Below are 20263 nucleotides of genomic sequence, written 5' to 3'. Positions count from 1 at the left end.
GGGGTGAGCGCCGATGACTTTACGGGTCTGCGATATTACCGAATTGGACCATAACGCCGAGTTCAGAAACGATGTACAAATTAGCCATTTCCGCACCGACGCCAACCTAAGTCTACTCAAGAGCTACATGTTTACCTCCGGTAGCTTTCCGGGGCAAAAGGCCTCGGCGGAGGTCCTTAGGCTGCTAATGGATGCGGCCATCGAGAGTGTGGAAAACCGATTCGTGGTGCAGGCAACCTATGGCCGGGGCAAAAGCCACTTCGGGTTGGTCGCAGCCAACTACTTTGGCAAGCCCGCAGAGTCGCCGGAAGTCAAGCAGATACTGGAAAAACTCGAGCACACCTACAACGAACCGGCCAGAGTCGAGCCCTTTCGCAACTTCAAGAAAAACCGCAAACCCTATCTGGTACTGTTGCTTCGCGGCGATTCCCCCAAAAACCTGCGGGACCAGTTCTTCCTGGAGCTCGAGAACGCTCTACAGGCTATGGAAGCTACCAAGGGGGTATTCACACCTTTTTGGTTCGGTGACGCACTGCGCTTCTTGAATAGTCTGACTGCCGAACAAACTCGGCTTGCCAACGAACATCTGAGCCAGCACCGCCTTGACCTCCCCAGCTTGCGCCAGAAGCTAGAGCGGCGCGAAACAAGCACCTATTCCATCTGCGTAGAGTTATTCCGAAAGATAACCGACTTCAGCCCTAATTTTGGTGGAGAGACTGACCTTGCCGAGGCCATTGGCTGGGTTGTTGAAGACCTTTGTGATAAACAAGATTTGATTGGCGGTTTGCTCATCCTGTTCGATGAGTTTAGCGAGTTTGTCCGCAGCTACAGCAGCCTTCATCCTATAGGGGTTCCGCTGCAAGAACTGCTCAACGGGGTTGATAACTACCGCAGCAAAGTGCTGTTTGTAGCCCTGGCGCAGCATGAACCCGAGAAAGTCGTCAAAAACGATGGAACGCTTCAATATGGCGCGCTAACCAAGGAGTTGACCCGCCTACCCCTGAATAAACGTTTCTGGCTGCACTCCAGCCTCGAGGATGTGCTTGGGGCATACTTCAAACCCAACCACGCCAATTGGGCAAAACTCCTGCTGGAGCCTGGCATCGGCAGCCGTGTCGCTAGCGCAAGCGAGCTGACTCTCGAAGTATTTGCTGAACGTTACAGGCGGGTGATGGGCTGGAGCCCTGAAGAGTTTCAGGAAAAGGTCACCCGGGAGTGTTTTCCCTTGCACCCCCTCACAACGGCTTTGCTCTCGAGTTTGGATTTTGAAAGAGCCTCCAATACGCGCTCGGTTTTGGGTTTCCTGACTGATAACGAGGCCCCCCTCAGGAAGATTCTGGATGAACCTGCCGTTCGGGACGGAAAACCCAACTGGATTTTACCCATTGAGCTTGTGGATTACTTTCAGGAGATGCTTGGTGAGCAGGTTTGGCAGCAGTTTCAACAGGTAGACCAGCCCGACCTAGAACCCCAGCAAAAAGCCGTGCTCAAGGCCATGCTCCTGCAGAAAGCTGGCAATATCCCAACCAAGAGTGTGGGCTTTGAAAACGTTATAGCCGAGCTATCCGGCCTCTCGACAAAGGAAGCGCAGGCAACGCTAAAGGAGCTCGAGGCCCAGCGCTACATTCGCTACGATAGTGCAAACAAAATCTACGCTTTCTGGTCAGGCAGCAATGCGGCCATCGAACTGGAAAAGCGTCTTAACCAAGAGCTCGCAGAACTCCAAAAACGGGATCTGCTCAAAGCCTATCTCGATGAGTTTGATGGTTATGGGCAGAATAAGGTCAACAAGCTTGTAGCTGAGGGTAAAAGCCCCCTTTCCCGCAACTACCCTGTGAGCGTGGACTGGGGCCATAATGAAGATTGGGCTGCCCAACTTGTACTGCTGACACGATCGAGTTGGACAGTGCAGGTGTTGGAGCGCCTGACCGCTCGCTACGCGGCTACCCTCACCGATATGCCAGACTGCCGGGGCCTGGTGTTGTTGCCGCTAGCTCGTACGCAGGACGATCTGGATTGGTTTAATGAACACCTTCGACGCGTGCTAGACGCCTCGGCTAAGCTGAAAGCAGCGCCCATAGTGGTGGTTGAGCCTATTCGGCCTGCACCCGAGCTGATCACGAACCTTCAGAAGTACGTTTTGCTGACCGAAAATACATTTGTAGATAAAGTGGTCAAGGAAATTGGCTTCACGGTGATAGAAGAGGAAAAACAGCGTCTAACCAAACAAGTCTTAAAGACCCTCGACGAGCTACTCAAAGACGGCAGCCTGGAGGTTCCCGCCGAGGCCAGAGGCCATGTGCGGGCCTTATCCGTTGGGGTTGGGGCCACAGACCGCATCGAGCGCACCCTTGGAGAAGTTTACCGAATCGCATACCACAAGCGCCCTGGGGAATTCTTCACCCAATTTCGTCAAACCGCCACCAATCTTAGAGGTGCGGTGGAGGTGCTGGTTCCGGTTTTGATGACCAACAACCTTGATGGGGCCTCGGTGGCATTGTCCAGAGTGGCCAAGGACATCGTGGACAAATTCCTAGCCTCAAACGCATGGGGTCTGATCAACGCCAAGCAAAAGCTTCAGCCCCCTAAGGCGGATCACCCCAAAAAAGCCTGGGAGCGCCTAGAGGGTAGCATTCCTCCCGGAAAAGAATGGACACCGCTCAAGGAGGTGCTGCTCGAGTTGCTCAACGTGCCCTACGGCTACGACCACAACACCCTGGCCCTGCTGTTTAGCGCCTGGCTGGGATATTACCGCAACGACCTACAGGTTGCAGTGGGTGGCAAAATAGTGGGTCTCGATAGTGCTACAGGTCAGGGTAGAAAGCTTAAGCCCAAAGACTTTATTGAACTGTGGGCCAGCACCAGCTTGCGGCGCAAAGATCGCAAGCAACTCCTGCAAGACATAGAGACATCTATTACAAAGGTAAATAGCGGAGGCTTGGGTCCCGATGAAGCAACGGAAATCCTGGAAAAACTCAAGGCTTCCGCCAACGAAACCGATATTTCGGATCCGGCTTTGCTTGACAACGCCAGGCTGGCCCTGCAAAAGCTGAACGAAGGTTTACAAAAGCTTGGTGAATATGAACGGGCTGTTGGGGATATCGAGGAGAGGCTGGGAAGGGCTTCAAACATCCAGCAACTCGCCAATTTGCTTAGCAGTATTGGCAGGTTGACCGAGCCATTCACGGTGGCCTCCAGCAAGGCCAAACCGCCTGAACTGCGTGATAGAGTTTTGGAAAGCATAAAAAAGACAACGGAAGACTTGTGTCAAGTTCATGAGCGGCTCGACGATATCCGGCAGTATGGACGGCAAGAAGAGGTTTTGAAGAACGCGCTTCGCGAACTCAACAGACTGGAGCTGGTAGAGCCAGCCAAACGGGTTCAGCAAGCGCTAAAGACACTCGAGAGGGAGCAGCATCGCCTTGAGGAGAGTCAAAAAATCGATGCCCTCCTGGTAAAGGTGAACTCCCTCGACGCTTCGGGTTCGCTTACGAAACTCCGCAAGGATCTCAAAGAACTTGAGCCCCTGGTGGCGCATTCTTCTAACGAGGTACGAGAAGCTGCAATCGCTAAAAAGGAATTGCTGCGAGCCGAGGTCGGCAGGCTCGAGGCTTTTATCCTGGGTCTTGAAAAACAAATTGATGCAATAGATAGCGTCGAGGCAGCTCAACTCTTGGAAAGAAAGCTTCTTCGCGAGAGGAATCGTTTTGAAGGTACTCCGGACATTCGAGACATCGAGTCGGCGGAGCAACGTTTGCGGGCGTTGATTAACTTTTTTCAAAGGGTTGAGGTTGATCCACCAAATACTGCCGAAGAAGCCAAAAGTGCACTGCTACGTTTGGACGGATACCTTGAGGAGTACAAGAGCCACCTGAGTGAATTACAAAAGCAGAAACTCGAAAAGAAATCCCAGTCAATTCGGGAGCACATTGAAACCCAAGAAAAGGAAGCCTCGAGCTGGCTTGAAAGCTGTCGCAAGCGTTTGGCGGAGGGCAACAACCTGGCTCAACTAGAGGCAGAACTTGCCAGGGCGCACCCGTTTTTGCCGGAACGATTGCACAGTGAGCTTGACACGCTTCGTGAACAGCTTAAGGTGTTGCGCGCCGCTGAGCTCCAGGAAGAAATCACCCTCAAACAAATTGCCCTGACACCTACAAGCGGTACTTTGGCAGACCTCCGCCGACGGAAAACCGAGCTAGGCTCATTGCCAGGCAGCACACGCATTGTGGAGGCGGCAAGGCAGAAGCTAGCGGAGCTAGACCAGGCCATTGAAGAACTGGAGAACCAGGCCAGGGCATGGGAAAGCGAGCTTCCCAATCTATCTAGCGCGAGTCAAGTTCAGGATTTGCGTGACCGTATCAATAAAGCCCTAGCTAAATATGAAAACTCGGAGTGGTATGAGAAGTTAGAAGAGCTAAGCCGCCGCTGCCGCGAGGTGGCCGACCTCCTTTTGCGGGCTGAGGCACAGCCTACGTTACACACACCGCAGGAAGCCCAGCAACGCATAGCCCAGCTCGAGGAGATGATAGCTACCACTTATTTGAGCGATGCCCAAAAAAATGCTGTTTTAAGCGCCATCACAAGGGTGCATGACTATGTTCGCAACCAAGAGGAAAAAGCCAGAAACTGGCTCGAGGACATAGAGCAGCAAGTTTCTGTGGGTCGTCCTGAAGCCCTAAAGCACAAACTCCAGCAAGTGCCTGCGTTTCTGCCCAGCTCTGAGCAGGATCGTTTGCAGGAAATTCGCGCCCAGGTCGAAAAGCGGTTGATCCAGGAGCAGCGGGACAAAGAACTCGAGCAACGCCTGCGAACCCTTACTCCTGTGACCACCCTGCGCGAACTTCGTGAGCAACAAGCCGTGGTAGGACAGTGGCTCGAAGAGGCAACCAGTACAGATCTAAAGCAGGCCTTAATTGAGAAGCAAAGGAGTTTGGAGAATGGTATTCGCAAATTGCAGGAAGATCTGGAAAAGTACCGCTATGATCTAGGCCAGGCGCGTGAGCTTACCCAGGTGCGGAAGTTGTTATTAGAACTCAAGGATCTCGCAGGGCGTTTTGCCGGTACTGACCTAGCTACGGAAGCTACCCGTCTTTTGGATCAGGCTGATCGCCTCAGCGATTACTTTGATAACCTGCGCATCCTCCGAACTTCGCCGCTTGAGAACCCTGCCCAAGCCCATGAGTTACTTGTTGGAATCCAGGAGCTCAACAAACAGTTTGGCGACTTGGGAGCGCTGCATCTCCAAGCAGGACAGGATCTAATTAATTATTTCGAACAGCAGATCGCAAATAAAGAGCTCGAGGCCAAGCGATGGCTGGATCAGCTCAGACAAAAAATAGAGCAAAATAGCCAACCAGAGCTACTTGAAGTTGAACTTTCCTCACCTCCATCATTTCTAACAAATGATGGTAGGGAAGAACTCACACGGCTAAGAAATCTGCTGAAACAGAGGCTCGACCAGAATACTCGAGAGCGCATCGAGCAACTCTTCGTGCGGCTGAGCCCGTCTGAGCGTGAGGGTTGCCTGATGCGTCTTCAGGAGCTGCTGCAAAGTGAGTTGGCATGAGCGTCGAGATATATCTTGACCCCAGCGAAGATGCCCCCATACCAGATGGGTGGGAGGTTGTGGACAGCGAGGTTGGTCTGCTGAGATTTCTTGCCGCACCAGGGGAAGGGGTTATTCGTGGCAAGAAGTTATGTCGCTGGGCGGAAGAATTTGCTCTGGGTCGAGGTATTACAGTCCATACGTTGCAATCGCCCTCGAGGCGTCTTCTTGAGCTTTGTCCAAGCCTATCCCCAGTGCAAGCTAAAGAACTCACGGGTCTTCTGGGTGGGCGGTTGCCTTATGAGCAGGACCTTGATCTTCCCCGTCTGGCCCAGTTGTTATGGAGCGAGGCCTGGTGGGGTGACGAACCGGGGCCCGACCACGCGGCCAGGTGGCTGCTGTGGTGGCTGGAGCATACGCCAAGCGAGGCAGAAAGGGTTGTGTTGGCCTGCCTGGGCGACTTGTACAAGACAAACTATGCGGGTCAAGAACGCGCCGCCTACGAGGCTAGGTGCGAAGAAACGGCATTTGCTTTATTGAAAAGATGGCTGGGGATGGAACAACCCTTAAGCTGGGGAGGTTTCCCGATTGATCTATCTACTAATCTGATTCAACGCTTGCAGGATGATTTTAAAACCCAGGTTCTGCGAGATCCCGAGAAATTCCTTAGCACCGTCCATAGTTTGAGGGCTGATAAGCACCTTCTAGCTATTGCAGCCCAAGTCGGGGCTAGCTACTGCTTAGAGCATCCCGAAAGGCTTAACCGCGAGTTGCTCAGATTTTTTGAGGAGTATGTTAGGGGGCCTGTCAGGGAAAAACTTCAAAAGCTCCTTCCTCCCAAGGTCCCGGAACCAGTGCCGAGCGATGTTTTACAGTTTGGATCATGGTTCATTCAAGAATATTTGCCCTACCGGCATTGGGCTACGGATCATCCCGATCATAGTGAAAAAATCCATCAAATCGGAAGGGAGTTTGCGGAGCAGTACCTGCAGCTATATAAAGATGCTCTTTCGGATGGATCTGCCCGCCCATACCTGAGTTGGGTCAAGGCCAAACAGCTTCCAAAATCAGATGTAGTAACCCTCATGGTGGTGCTAGACGGCTTGGGCTACGCGGATATGCAGCATCTTTGGGAGGAGCTGAGGCGCTTCGATCACCATCAGCGCATCACACTGCTTCAGGCTGAGGTAGCCTTCGCTCCTCTACCTACCATCACTGAGTGTGCCAAGCCCGCGCTTCTGAAAGGGGTAAAGCCAGCTCTTGCGAAAGATCAGCCCGATCTGGGTAAGGTTCTAACTAAGGACAAAGATGTTAAGGAGGCACTCGTTGGTGCACACCCGGGCGACCTAATCATATGGAAAGACCCAGAACCGGATAGCACTTACCACGCTGCGACCGAAAAAGATGTGGCGCTGAAGAATGCCCGAGGGATTCTGACGGGTTTCGCTGAGCGCCTAACCAACCTCGCACTTACCCTTCCCGATCAAATTCCACTGCGAATTGTTGTGACTACCGATCATGGCCGTTTATTGGATCTGGCGCCAAGGGTTCATCCACTTCCCAAAAATGCACAATCCCGGCAGAGGGCAGCTCTGGGCGACTTGCTTTTGCATGAAAGCTTTGAAATCAAAGAAGATCTGGCCTATCTCCATCGAGATGCATTTGGACTTGTGCAGGACTGTGCAGTGGTTTTATCTGGGGAGTCCTTCCTGACCCAGGATGGTAAGCAAGGGGTAGATGCCTACCCACATGGGGGCATATACCCCGAAGAAGTGCTGATTCCCTGGTGGGTGCTGGCCAGAGATTACCAGCTGAAGAATGTAGAGGCCGAGATTCTGGGTAAAGGCGTGGCAGAGAAAGCGGGGCAGGCTGTACTAAAAGTAAGAAACCCCAACCCGATTTCAGTTGAGATCCTCGAGCTTCACCTGGGCGGAAAACAACAACAGACTTTCCCCATTCAAAGAATAGTATCCGCAATGGGGTCACTCGAGTTCCCACTCGAAATTCTCATGTGGCCTTCCAAACGTGATGCACAATCCTTGCGGGCCCAGGTCTTCTTACGCTGGCCAGACCAAGACCGAGCTCAGATCGAGGCAAAGGTTCACTTAGAGGTAGAAGAGATGTATCAACAAGGCGATAATCCTTTAGAGGACTTACTGTGAGCGCTAGGGATGCGACTGCAACCAGCTTAAGTGAGAAAGTCAACCGGGTCTTTGGGCGGCTGGCCATAGATAAGCGTCGTCTGTTGATGAGCCAACTGCAAAAGCGGGGGGTGCCGGCATATGTTGCTGAGTGGGTTTTGGAAAGCGTAGTGCCAGGGGTCGGCCCTCTTACGCCAGAAGAAGCATATAAAGTACAGGAATGGGCCAAACGCGTAATTCCTGGTCCGAACGAACAGAATGTTCTCAAGCACAAAATTGCACAGGGCGAGACAGTGCGCGTTTTGACCCCTGTTCAAGCCGAGGTAGATCTTACCCGCATAAAAAAACCATCGCACTTCGCCAAAATGAGCCTGCTTGGTATTAACGATGCAGCTATTTCGAACGATCTGCTCAACCAGTACCCCGATCTCTTGCGCCAGGGTCTCTGGGGAGTTACCGAGATTAGCCGATTGTCAGATGGGCCTGCTATTTTGAGTTTCAAGCCAATGCAGGCAACGGTAAATCTAGATTTGTTCAAGGAATCACGGCGAGCCTTCTCTCTCGAAGAGTGGCGGTCATTGTTGCTGATCTCAATGGGCTATGTACCAAGTGCATTTACCCAGGAAGAGCAAACACTACTGTTGTGCCGATTGCTACCGCTTGTACAAAAAAATCTACATCTGATGGAGCTTGCACCAAAGGGAACGGGAAAAAGCTATATCTACGAAAACATTAGCCCCAAGGTACGCTTGGTGAGTGGGGGTAACATTTCTCCAGCAGTGTTGTTTGTTAACAACGCCACAGGACAGTGGGGGTTGCTAGCCCGCCTCTCGGTGGTGGTTTTAGACGAGGTGCAAACCCTCCGATTCGAGAAACCGGAGGAGATTGTAGGCGGTTTGAAGGGATACCTTGCTAATGGCAAGCTTACCCGCGGAGGCCTCCATGAAACAGCTAGCGACTGTGGACTTGTGCTTTTGGCTAACATCACTTTAGATGAATATCAACGACCTCTTCGAGAGGTGATTGTAGAAGAGCTGCCTAAGTTCCTACAAGAAACCGCCTTCCTTGATCGCATTCGGGGCATGATTCCTGGTTGGAAGCTCCCAAAGCTAAGCAGCCATTTTCTCATTGGACCCGAAACCGAACCTGCTGTAGGACTAAAGTCGGACTTTTTTGGGGACATCTTGCTTAGTTTGCGGGACGATTTCAGCGCTGATCAGTATTGTGCTCGCCATATCAGATTAAAAGGAGAGCGTCCGTATAGACGTAATGAGGAGTCCGTACGTGCGATTGCCAGTGGTCTTATGAAGTTGCAGTTCCCGCATGGGGAGGTGAGCCCGGAGGAGTTCGAAACCTACTGTCTCAAGCCCGCCCTAGAGCTTAGACAGCTGATTTGGAACCAGCTTTATATTCTAGATGGCGAGTACAGACAGTATGAACAGTACCTCGAAAACGATGAAAGTAGTCTATCTGGATAATCACGCGACCACGCCCTGCGACCCGCGGGTTGTGGAGGCAATGCTTCCTTTTTTTGCCGAGCATTTTGGCAATCCCTCGAGTAGCCTTCACGCCCTAGGTCGCGCTGCCGCCGATGCGGTTGAACAGGCCCGTTATCAAGTAGCACAGCTTATCGGGGCTAAGGCCAGTGAGATCGTATTTACTAGTGGTGCTACCGAGAGCAATAACCTTGCAATTTTTGGTATTGCCAGCGCCTACAAGGGCCCTCGCAGGCGCTTGGTGACCTCCCCCATCGAACATAAGGCCGTACTCGAGCCCATGCGAAGGCTAGCGCAAGAGGGCTTCGAGCTTGTGTTCTTGCCAGTTGACTCAAAAGGGAGGGTTGATCTGGAGGCTGCACAAAGCCTCATTGACGACCACACTCTCCTTGTTTCCATACAAGCTGCCAGCAACGAAATAGGCACCCTTCAGCCGATTGACCAGGTTGCTGCGCTAGCTAAAGAGGCCGGAGCTTTCCTTCACTGTGATGCTGCCCAGGCCGTGGGTAAGGTTCCGGTAAATGTGGCAGCTTGGGGAGTGGATTTGCTTTCTCTCAGTGCCCACAAAATCTATGGCCCCAAGGGTGCGGGAGCCTTATACATCCACCAAGACCTGAAGAAGGGACTGCTTGCGCCGCAAATACTGGGAGGCGGCCAGGAATGGGGTTTGCGATCGGGCACCCTCAACGTACCGGGGATTGTCGGGCTTGGGGCTGCCTGTGCGATAGCTGGTTCGGAACTGGAGGAAGAAGCTCGCCGCATATCCCAAATGCGGGATGCTTTTGAACAGGGCATCCGTTTGAGAATCCCGAGTGCTCGTTTCAATGGCGATCTGAACTGCCGTTTGCCCGGCAACAGCAGCATTACCTTTCCGGGGGTAGAAGCAGATGCCCTAATTTTGAACCTGCCTGAGATTGCTCTAAGCATGGGATCAGCCTGTAACTCCGGTGCTCCAGAGCCCTCGTATGTTCTCACCGCCATTGGCTTGCCCAGAAACCTGGCTTACGACACCGTGCGGATTGGCTGGGGTCGCTTTAACAGCTGGGTAGAGGTAGACACTGTGCTCGACCAAATTTGCACGGTCTATGAGCAACTTTTGCAAACTCCCAAATGAGGATCCGACTGAGTTCAGACACCGCATTACCGAACAGCCGACATCCTACACCGGTTAACCTGGCCATAGCAGACATTATTTTCACGAATAGTTTTATCGTGAAATAAAACACTAATAAGGCTTTCTTTTTTTATTATTTCGCATAAGTGAAATTATGCGAAATTTGATAGACTACTTTCATGCTGGTCTCCCTGGCCAACTGGCAGGACCCCAAGAAGCGCCGGGTGCAGGCCCTTCAGGCCCTGCAAACCCGTGATGAGGAGCGCTTACTCGAGCTGCACCGCACCTACCTAGCCCTCAAAGGACGGCGACGTGCCCGCCTCAGCCCCCACACGTTGGCTACCTACGAGGCTGGGATTCGCGAGTTCCTGGCCTGGGCCTGGCCCCCGGAGGCCGCCGGGCCCCGGATGCCCTTGTGGACGGTGGGCTCGGACGAGGTGGACATCTGGCTGCATACCCTCGAGACCGAGGGCAGCCAGCGGTTAGCCCCCCAGCGCCGCCGTCCCCTGCGCCCGGCCAGCCTGGCCGCCCGACTGGCTGCCGTGCGGAGCTTCTACCGGGCGCTGCGCTGGGCAGGGGTCTCCACCGTGCCGGAGACCCCCTCCCCCACCGATCCCACCCCGGCCCATGAGCGCCGCCCGGCCCTGCCGGCCCGGCTATACGCCAAGCTTCTGGCCCACCTTTCCGGTGAAGACGAGGCGTCCAGGCGCGACCACCTGGCTGCCCGGCTGATGGGCGAGGTCGGGCTGCGGCTTTCTGAGGTGGTGGCGCTGGATGTGGAGCATGTGCACCTCGAGGAGGGCCTGCTCGAGGTACGCCAGGGTAAGGGTGGCAAAGGCCGCAGTGTGCCTCTGGGCAAAAGCCTGCGGGCGGAGCTCGAGGCCTGGTTGAGGCTGCGCCTCCTTCACGCCCGGGCTGGCGAGTCCGCCCTCCTGATCAACCTGGGCGGGCGTAAGGCCCACGGGCGGCGGATGGGGGCTCGAAATCTGCAGCTCCGCTTTGCCGATCATTACCGGGCGCTGGGTTTCCCGGCCCGCTACCGCGGGGTGCACCTGCTCCGCCACACCGCAGGTACCCGCTACTACCAGGGTCTGCGGGATCTTTATGCTGTGGCCACCCTGCTGGGCCATGCCGATGTAAATACCAGCGCCATCTACGCCAAGATGGATCGGGAGGAACTGCGGCGGCGGGTGGAGGGGCTCGAGTAGCACCGGCTTTTCTCGCAGATGAGCGGCTTCATCGCGGTCAAGTGTATTTTTTCACGATAAAATTCTTCGTGAATTTCTTATTTGCTGTAAACATTCCGCGTTCCAAGAAAAGCCAAACCATACCAGGCCTCCATGCACTCGCCCGCATCTAGTGGGCCCTGGAGGAAATCCCTAGGCGGCCTGTGCCTGGACGTGCTGGTGAAAAAGTGTCGAGATTTTTATACGAACCCTGCCAGGATCGTTCCGTTAGGAACTGGTCAGGGCACCTTGGTTTCTCATGCTGTTAATACCCGTATTTCAGGCAGGAGCCCAGAAAAAGAGGTCGTGCAAGGAATTATGTGTAGGACTTACGCAGTTGAACGTTGACAAAACCATGGGTTGGCTCCTCACTTCAGCCCGTCGGAATCGTGTTTTATTGACGTTGTGGGTTTCTTGTTTCTGGAATCGTTATACCTTGTAAACGCAGGCACCTTAGGATTCGGGTAAATGCCGTTCTGTACGCGATTTTATCAATCTTATTTCCCCCCAAATCCTCACTCAAGTGCGTAACTCCTAACTGGACTTACGCGGCCTCCACCTGCACCGGTAACAGAGGGCTCAAATCCAGGCTCAGCTTACCTGCGATGAGTCTCCGTCGGCATTGGTAGAAACTCAACCCCAGCCCCTCCCGCTGCCGCTCGATGAGCCCATAGGCCACCAACCCCAAGGCCAGATGGGCCAGCAGCCTGGCCCTACGCCAGTGCCGATGCCCCGTCCACCCCAGTTCCTGCTGAAGCCCCCGGAAAATCTCCTCGATTGCTTGCCGAAACCGGTAGATCTCCCTCATCCCCACCCCCCACCATTCCTCCCGATCCGTCCCGTAAAACTTACCCCCGCGCTTGAGCACCCCCACCGCGAAGGTCAGGCCCCGCAGCTTCCCCGTCTTCACCCAACGGGTTCCCCCATGCCTCCTGAGCTGAACACCCTCCAGCACACGGTTAGACCTGAGCCTCGTGACAAAAGACCAGCCGTGGTCATGGAGCCACTCCAGGACCTGCTTCGCCGCGTACCAAGCGTCAAAGAGCACCCCCTCCGGACGAAAGCCCGCCTCCTTGGCCCACTCCAGCAGGGCCAGGGCCAGCTCCAGCTTGCTCTCTTCTTCCCCGAAGTAGGGCAGGAACGCCAGGGGAATCCGCCGTTTCCCGTCCGTCCAGGCCAGCACCACCAGGGACAGCCCAAACACCCAAGCCCCCGTGGAGGTGTCCCGGGCCTTCTTCAGGCTCAGCTTGCCTGAGATGCTTCTTTCGCCGCGAAGCGGGGTGCGGTAGCGCTGGATGAGGACGTCATCAAGGAGGAGGTAACCTCGGTTCAGCCCCCCCACCCCTTTGCACAGCTCCAGGGAGAGTTCAAAGAACAAGGCCAGGGGTTGGTTCAGGGCCCGGTAGAGGGTGTCGTGAGCGAAGTCTTGGCCCTCGGCCATGGCCAGGGCGGAGGTGTGGTTTCGCCGAGCGCAGCGAGGGGTGGTATTGATGGGGCTTTGGGCTAAAGCTTCTAGAGCGCGCAGAACAGGCCGTGGTGTCCTCTTCGTTGGGCCTCCCTGGTTACCGGAGGCCCATTTTATCGGGACTCTTCAGCACCGCGTAAGTCCAGTATCGGGCTACTTGGGCGGTTTCATAGCTTCAGACTCGGACCACTTGGCTAAGGGTTCATTCCGCATCGAGTGGAATCCGCACTACCTTGGCCCAGGAAGGTGGCCCATTAGGGCAGTCTCCTAGGAGGCCCACCACTACCCGTGCCCTTGGAGGCGTGGAGGGCCAAGGGGTGTACCCGTCGGTGAGGACCACGATGAGTTCGTGCCCGTCCTCCAAGGCCCGGGCGATCCCCACCCTCATGTCCGTACCCCCGCCCCCATACAGGGCGACAGGATCGCCCCGAAAGACCCGCTGGACGTGGTGAACCCCGGCGTCCACGGAGTAGAGGGTGACGCGGGCCCCGGAACGGAGCACGCCCCTGAGCTCCCCCAGGGCCTGGGCCAGCATGGCGTCGCTGACGCTTCCCGAGGTGTCCACCACCACGGCCACCCGGGGCAGACGCCCGTAGGCCCCGGGTAGGAAGAAGGGGTCAAGGGCCTCCGCCCTTCGGTGGCGCAGGGCATAGGAGGGGAAACGGCGCTGCCTCAGGGTGACCAGGCCCTTCCGCACGCTGTTCCGCAGCACGGCGCGCCAGTTCACCTTGGGATGGAGCCGCTCCTTCGCCCAGCGGCGTAGGTTCGCGGGGACGTCCCCTCGGCTGGCAACGTGTCGCATGATTTCCACGGCCACCTGTTGGCGGACCGCCTCGCTGAGACCGGGTCTCAACCCGAGGCCCTCCTCCTCCAGCCTCCTTGCCACGGCTTCCGGTGCGGGGCGGAGGTCGAGGGGGAAGGAAGGCGCCTTGAGGCGCCCTCTTAGGCCACCGCCATTGGGCTCTGCCCCTTCCGCCTCTCCGTTGCGCCCGCCCTCACCCTCTCCCCCGCCCGGGGCAGACTCTCCCTCTCCGCCCTCTCGGAAGGCCGTCCCGCCTCCGGTCTCGCCCTCGGATTCACCGGGTGGGCCTTCGTCACCCTCACCCTTTTCGTTACATTCCCCCTCCTCGTTGCCCTCTCCTGCTTGGTTGTTCCCTACTTCCTCGATGCCTTTTCCATCCTCGTCTGGGCCCGCTTCCCCCTCCAGCCGCTTCAGGAGCTCCTTAACGTAGGCCTCCAGGATCCCCCCTGGCTCCAGCCCGAGGTTCTCCGGAAGGACACCGCCCCGGGGGAGGGCGTACCCTGAACCCTGGTGGGGGATGTCGTCGTTGATCTCCAGATCGGCGGCGAGGTTGACCAGATTCCAGGCCAGCCCCTCTTCGACCCCAGGCAACTCCGCCCGAACCAGGGAATAGGCCTTCTGGCCCCGGGCGCCCGTGTGGCCCCGGAGCCAGTGGTAGATCTCGTGGAGCAGGAGGCCTTTGAGCTCCCGATCGTCCAGGGTGCGCGTCCACTTAGGGTTGAAGAGGAGGTGCAGGCGCTCGTTGATCTGGGCGGTCTCCACCTCGGGGGTCTCCACCAGCACGGCCAGGTAGAGGGGGGCCGAGAGGTAAGGGAAGTCCCGGGAGACCAGGATCCTGGCTATGCGGATCCTGTGGCTCTCTCCCTCATCGGCGTTGATGCGCAAGTCCGGCGGCCCCGCCATGTGCCCCTACCCTAAGACATGTTCGTGAGCTCCTCTACCAGGGACTTGAAGGCCTGGATCTCCTCCCTGGGGAGGGGAAGGCGTGTCTTCTTGGGCCCCGGCAAGCTCTTGTACAGCTCCACCAGGTCGAAAGCCGCCCTGCCTGCCAGATCGGCCTGGCGCTCCCGGGCCACGTAGCCCAGGACCCGCTTCTGCAGACCAAAGCCCTCGGGGTCTTGCTCGGTAGGCACGCTCAGGGTGGCGCTGGTGAGAACTATGCCCTTAAAGCGGGGCCACAGCTTGGCCTCGAGCGCGCGCGATACGTCAATGGGCTGCGCCAAGTGCCGCCAGCTCCCGGTGGTCGGATCCCACTCCGAAAGGTGGAGCCGGTTGGGGTCGGGCTCCCCCTTGGCCAGCCCCAGAACCCGGCGGCGCTCGAAGAGCATATCCAAGGCTTCTTTGAGATACTCCCGAAGGGGCGCCAGATCGCGGGCCATGAGGCTTCTCGAATCCTGTCCGATAGCGCTGAGCGCTGCTTTGAGTTCACTAAGGATATGGATGAGCAGCTGTTCTTCTTGATTGATGCGAGGCCACTCTTCAAGCCTTTTCCAGGCGCCGCTCAGCCCCAGGCTGAGGCCGTAGCGCGGATCCCCCGAACCCCGGTTCTTGATAAAGGCCACCAGATGACGGGAATAGTTGCCCAAGGCCTCACGCAGCCTGGGAAGCAGCTTCTGAACGACCTCTTTGGCCTTGTCCTGCTCCTCCTCAGGCAGCTCCCTCAGCCGTCGATGATCCTTGAGAAGGCCACGATCCTTGCTGGGGTGGGCCAGCCGGTTGAGCTGATGGGCGAACTCCTCATGATCCAAAACCAGGGAGAGGGCCTCGGTGGCGGTGTCCTCGAGGTGATGGGCCTCGTCCAGGACCAGGTGAACCGCTGCCGCTTCTCCTTCCCCCTCCTCTTCCCGCAATAAGTGGGCCAGAAGGTAGGCCTGGTTGGTTACCCGGATCTGGGCCCCATTGCGCTGACCCAGCTGGTGCTGGAAGGCGCAGGTGTGGAAAAAGGCGCAGTCTTCCCGGCAGCGGCGAGGATTGGTGCCTACTCGGCCTCTCGCCTCACGGAAGCCCTTGGAGAAGTGCCAGTAGCCGGGAAGGGCCTCGAGGTCGTGACCCCCTAAAGCCGCATAGTGCAGGAGCAGGCCCACTGCGGTCCTGAACTCTTCATCCTCTTCTCCCCTGGCGTCCAGAAAGAGTTCGAAGAGGGCCTCCGGGCAGAGGGTGTCCCGGGGGCTCTTGACCAGGGCAGCTTTTACCTGGTAGCCCTTCTCGCCTAGCTCCTTGAGCTCCTTCAGGGCCTGGGCCTGTAGCACCTTGGTATGGGTAGCTACCCAGGTTGTTTCGTTCACGTGCAGGGCGGGGTATAGATAGCCCTTGGTCTTGCCGGTGCCGGTGGGGGCCTCGAGGAAAACCCGCCGCCCATTCCGCAAGGCTCCTTCCAGCGCCTGGAACATCGCATCCTGGGCATCTCTACGGGTAGGCAGCAGATCCGAGCCCAAACCGGAGGGATGGGGCAGGGGCCGACCGTCGTAGAAAACCGACTCCACCCAAGCCGGGGTGGCTAGAAGATCCCTGACCTGGCCTAGGGTATCCGCGAACAGCTCCCCCTCGATGAGCCCAAGCTCCCGCCAGGCCCGGGCCACCCCGTCGGGCAGCTTTTGCAGCACCAGCCCAGCCAGGACCTTCCAGGTGGCCTCTACGTCAGCCCCAGCCCGATGAGCACCGGTCAGTTCCTCATCGGTGAAGTAGCGGTATAGATCCCCCAATCGATAGCCGGAAAGCCCCTCAGGTGGAAGGGGAAAGACCAACTGGGCCAGGCGCAGGGTATCCAGCGCGGGCTGCGCTGTGGAGGGGAGATCCAGGCCCACCTCCCGTAAGGCTCGCTTCAGCAAGGGAAGGTCGTAGCGTAGTAGGTTATGGCCGAGGAGGGGGCGGTCGCCCAGAAAGTCCAGGAGTTCCTTGAACGCCCTTTCTCGCGGTACCTTTTCCCTCTCGTACTCGTGGAAGTCAATACCGGTAAAGCGGAACGCCTCGTGATCCGGTTTTAGGGGTTCAGGGGTATCGACATACCAGCAGCGGGAATGCCCCTGCATGTCCTGAGTGGCAATCTCGAGGATGTGTGCTTCCGCTGGGTCCGGGGCGGTGGCCTCAAGATCCAGGGCCACCCAGTCTCTCGCTGTGCTCACCCAGTACCTACCTCATAACGCGGGAAATCTTGACTGGCAGTAGTAACCCTTTTACTTCTTGGGCGCGAACTCATACTTGCCGGTGAAAGGGTTTTGCTGGATCTCCCAATCCTCCGGTACTTGCTCGTAGCGGCCGGTGTAGGGGTTGAACTTGTCCACCAGCTTGTTTCCCTTCTTGCTATAGCCCCGGGTAAAGGGGGAGTAGCTCAAATACTCCGCCTTGCCGTACTCGTAGCGCCCTTCGTATTCGTTGTAGGTAGGCTCCATGTCTTCTTCCGCGTACTCATAGCGCTGGGTATAGGGGTTGTACTTGAGGGGCATTTTGACCTCCTTGGAGTGTTTTTAGCACTCTGGCGACGCTTCGCCTGGGTTAAATGACCCAAGCAGTTGCAAAAAAAGCTCTCCCAGGTCTTTTCCTTCCATCCAGGCCACAAACTGACCCACCCCGGCCACCACCCGGCCTACCATGTCCCGCAGCAGCCCCGGATGGATGCCCGCCTCGAGGTCCACGTGGAAATCCAGGTACACCCTTCCCCCCTTCACAAAAGCTCGGGGCCAGCGGTGTTTTGCGTTCCAGGCGTTGACTTTGTGTAACAATGCCTGCTCGGGGAAAGGGGGCAGGTTTTCCACCTGAGCCACTATCGAGAACACTTCCCCCTGTACGCCCGAAACCACGAAATGGAGGATGGCCAGCCCGCTCAGACCCTCTTGCCGCATAAGGACCACAAAGTCCCCGTCTTTGTCCACCAGGTAGTGGAGATCGAAGGTGTCCAGCACCTCTTGAAGCATCGAGCGATGGAAGGGTTGAACCTGGTTCAAGATCATAGAGCTGCCTCCTTTAGCGCTTTATCTTGCCCCCCCAGAGCGACACCTACCGTCGTGTCATACCGGATTCAAAAAGATAATCATCCAAACCAAAGACCCCCAGAGGCTATCTTTTTGAATCCTAGAGCACTCCCTTCGGTCGGGTTAGTTCGCCGCCATCCGGCGCCGAACTAACCGAATCTGGTATCAGTCTGCGCTGAGTTAGGCACGAATGGCCTCCATTTGATCGCCGGAGGGAGAAAGGTGCGGTTGTGCGCTCGGCCAAATGGATGGATGGGGCAGTTCCGGTAGAACCCGGCTGTGAAACCCTCGAGGCCTCACCCATCCGCAAGAGCAGCTTTACCGCGCATGACGAGCCGGTTCCGCGCTCACCCAAAAGCCGCCCGCTACGCCAGCGCCCTCCAGGCCCCCATGCGCACCCAGGCCAGGGGATCGTGCGATTCCAGGAGCGGCAACAAGGCCAGCAATCGTTCGCTAAAGCCCCCCACGCGCACCACCCCCTGCTCGGGGAAAGCCAGCGGGGCGTACCCAGCCACGTTCACCAGGTAGGCCATGCGGCCCTGGCCTGCGCGAACCCAGCGGCGAAGGGGGGTTTCGGCGTCGTCGTGGACCTGCTCATCGGTGAAGACCACCACCCTTTGCCCCTGGAAGCCGGCCAGGCTTTGCTGCAGGGCATGGCCCAGGCAGGTGCCCCCACCCCCTTGGTCCAGGAGGTGGCGAACCATCGGTGCTACCGAAGCCTCCGGGCCGTAGGGCAGCTCGATCAGGTCATCGTCAAAGCCATACAGGCGGCCTCCCGTGCGGCGGTACAGCACCGCCCCCAGGCTGGCTGCGGCCAGGGCGTAGGTGGCCTCACTGTGCTGGCTAAGGTTTGAGAACATCGAGCACGAAAGGTCTACCAGCACCAGGCTGGGGCCCTGCAAGGGAAGAGGGGGCAGGGTGGCTTCCAGGGCAAGCTCCAGGGCTGCCTTCACCTCCCATAGGGCTCGGGAAGCCGGTAGCTCTTCCAGGGAAGTAGACAGGGCCTCGAGTTGAAAAATGGCCAGCAACCACTGGTAGGGGAACAGACGCCAGCGGCGCACCTCCTCGGGGCGGGTGAGCTTTTGGAGAAGGAGACTACGGGCCTCGGGGTCTTGCAAAAGCCCTGCTTCGTGAAGGTTCTTGAGGTTACGCACCAAGGAAAGCCCCTGCAGATGGGGTAGCGCCTTCTGCCAGGCCTGGGGGGTGCTGCCCTGCTCGGAGAGGATGCGCTCCCAGGTAGGGCGCTCCTCCAAAAGGGCCTGGGCATAGGCCTGGGCCTCCGGCAGGGCCTGAGGCCCACGGACGAGGTACTCGTACACCAGCGCGTGGTCGCGGTCTTTGGGTTGGGGGTGGCTGAGGATCAGGGCGTCTTTCTGGCTCACGCTACGCCCCCTGCGGCGGTATTTCAACAACGCCGCTGGGCTCATGGTATTGAGGCGCTCGGCTACGGCCTGCTTCAAGGCTTTGCGCAGTTTCCAGCCCTGGGCTTGGGTATAAGCCAGGGTCTCGAGGTGTTCGTCCCCGCGCAGCCAGATTCCCCTGGCCACCTCGCGCGCCAGGGCGGTGGGGCCCCACCAGAACAGGTGCGCCAGCAAGGCGCTGGGCCCCGAGCGCAGACCGAGCCCCTGACGAGCATATACGGCCAAAGCGGCCACAAACTCGGGATCGGTCTGGGTCACCAGCTCGGCCAGGCGGGCCAAGCGATCTTTTCGATGTATGTCCCTCTCGTAAAAGGTGTCGCCGGAGAACAGGCTGCCCGTCACCAACAGCAAGAGCTCCATGGCGGCAGACGGGGCAAAGCCACGGCCCCCTTCATAGGTGAGGATCTCGGCATCGCTACGGCTTTTTCGGCTGGTATTGAAGGACACGGCAACACCTCACATCGCCCGCCACCGGGCCACGCTCCTACCCCAGCAGGGTAGAAGAAGCCCCAGGGCTTAGAGACCCCGATTTTTCCTGGGGATCGCTCGCTTAGCTCGCCTGCCGCCTGTTACCGACGATTTGTAGGGGTGGTACCCGGGGATATGTGCACTCGGTTTGTGTTGGACTGGTCAACGAAGTAACCGAAGCGCTGCGCCGCCGGGCAAGTAAAGAAGTTATCACACCTTGTTCATTTTTGCAATACCCTGTAATTAGGTAGCAGGCTTTTATCACATGCAGTATGAACGAAACCCCAAGGATACCCAGCCCCATTCCATACCTGATGCAAGTACCTGACCTGCGGGCCCACAACACCACCTACGACTGGCGCATGCTGTTCATGCTGGTGCTGATGGCCCTGGGCAGCGGACGCACCAACGTGCTGGCCATCGCCCAGTGGACGATCCCCTTCGGGACAGAGCCCTGGCGGGCCTGTTCACCAAGTGGATAGAGGATCAGCGGGACTGGCTGTTGGCCCTGGGGTTTGGCAGAAGAAAAACCGCTACGGCCCTGCCGGCCCAGGCCACCATCTACCGCTTCATGTGGGCCCTGGAGCAGCAAGTGGTGGCCCTGCAGCTATGGGCCA

At 57.4% G+C, this 20263-nt stretch carries 12 protein-coding genes and 1 pseudogene; 7 read left to right on the top strand and 6 right to left on the bottom strand.

Features of this window, described 5'->3' with window-relative positions; translation table 11 throughout:
- The first annotated feature begins 13 nt into the window (after positions 1 to 13).
- From Q355_RS0111985 to Q355_RS0111965, 5 genes are all read left to right on the top strand, one after another.
- Positions 14 to 5566, top strand: a complete 5553-nt coding sequence (locus tag Q355_RS0111985) for a hypothetical protein (protein WP_027878018.1) — start codon at positions 14 to 16, stop codon at positions 5564 to 5566.
- A gap of 59 nt (positions 5567 to 5625) precedes the next feature.
- Positions 5626 to 7707: a hypothetical protein gene (locus tag Q355_RS0111980; protein ID WP_156941922.1), complete on the top strand. Its 2082-nt coding sequence runs from the start codon at positions 5626 to 5628 to the stop codon at positions 7705 to 7707.
- Positions 7704 to 9164, top strand: coding sequence for a BREX system Lon protease-like protein BrxL (gene brxL / locus Q355_RS0111975; RefSeq protein WP_027878016.1), 1461 nt, complete (start codon positions 7704 to 7706; stop codon positions 9162 to 9164). Before Q355_RS0111980 ends, brxL begins: the two co-directional genes overlap by 4 nt.
- Positions 9103 to 10296 (top strand): cysteine desulfurase family protein, encoded by a 1194-nt coding sequence (locus Q355_RS0111970; RefSeq protein WP_027878015.1) that lies wholly within the window; start codon positions 9103 to 9105, stop codon positions 10294 to 10296. The genes brxL and Q355_RS0111970 overlap by 62 nt, the downstream gene beginning before the upstream one ends.
- Before the next feature lie 179 nt (positions 10297 to 10475).
- Positions 10476 to 11504 carry a tyrosine-type recombinase/integrase gene (locus Q355_RS0111965; protein ID WP_027878014.1) on the top strand — a complete coding sequence of 343 codons (1029 nt, stop codon included), beginning with the start codon at positions 10476 to 10478 and terminating at the stop codon, positions 11502 to 11504.
- Between the two features lie 562 nt (positions 11505 to 12066).
- Here the strand turns inward: Q355_RS0111965 and Q355_RS0111960 are convergent.
- From Q355_RS0111960 to Q355_RS0111935, 6 genes are all read right to left on the bottom strand, one after another.
- Positions 12067 to 13104: a transposase gene (locus Q355_RS0111960; protein WP_051529416.1), complete on the bottom strand. Its 1038-nt coding sequence runs from the start codon at positions 13102 to 13104 to the stop codon at positions 12067 to 12069.
- An 85-nt stretch (positions 13105 to 13189) separates the two neighbouring features.
- Entirely contained in the window at positions 13190 to 14674 is a 1485-nt protein-coding gene (locus tag Q355_RS16245; RefSeq protein WP_169735548.1) for a vWA domain-containing protein, read from the bottom strand.
- Between the two features lie 29 nt (positions 14675 to 14703).
- Positions 14704 to 16911 carry an exonuclease domain-containing protein gene (locus Q355_RS15835; protein ID WP_245597568.1) on the bottom strand — a complete coding sequence of 736 codons (2208 nt, stop codon included), beginning with the start codon at positions 16909 to 16911 and terminating at the stop codon, positions 14704 to 14706.
- Positions 16912 to 16962: 51 nt separating this feature from the next.
- The gene (locus tag Q355_RS0111945) at positions 16963 to 17232 is read right to left on the bottom strand and encodes a hypothetical protein (RefSeq protein WP_027878012.1); all 270 of its coding nucleotides are present in this window, start codon (positions 17230 to 17232) and stop codon (positions 16963 to 16965) included.
- A gap of 21 nt (positions 17233 to 17253) precedes the next feature.
- Entirely contained in the window at positions 17254 to 17736 is a 483-nt protein-coding gene (locus tag Q355_RS0111940) for a type III secretion system chaperone family protein (protein WP_084496125.1), read from the bottom strand.
- Positions 17737 to 18122: 386 nt separating this feature from the next.
- A complete protein-coding gene (locus Q355_RS0111935) occupies positions 18123 to 19625 on the bottom strand; it encodes a TROVE domain-containing protein (RefSeq protein WP_027878010.1) in 1503 nt (500 codons plus the stop codon).
- A gap of 335 nt (positions 19626 to 19960) precedes the next feature.
- Here Q355_RS0111935 and Q355_RS0111930 point away from each other — a divergent pair, with 335 nt between their 5' ends.
- Both Q355_RS0111930 and Q355_RS16765 read left to right on the top strand, forming a co-directional pair.
- The gene (locus Q355_RS0111930) at positions 19961 to 20128 is read left to right on the top strand and encodes a hypothetical protein (RefSeq protein WP_169735547.1); all 168 of its coding nucleotides are present in this window, start codon (positions 19961 to 19963) and stop codon (positions 20126 to 20128) included.
- A pseudogene (locus Q355_RS16765) lies at positions 20074 to 20263 on the top strand (hypothetical protein); the annotation flags it as partial. The gene Q355_RS0111930 and the pseudogene Q355_RS16765, both read left to right, overlap by 55 nt.

Origin of the sequence: Meiothermus cerbereus DSM 11376, assembly GCF_000620065.1 — a bacterium.
GTDB classification, from domain to species: domain Bacteria; phylum Deinococcota; class Deinococci; order Deinococcales; family Thermaceae; genus Meiothermus; species Meiothermus cerbereus.
Note: the sequence above shows the minus strand (reverse complement) of the source record. Positions and strands in the feature narration are given on the sequence as shown.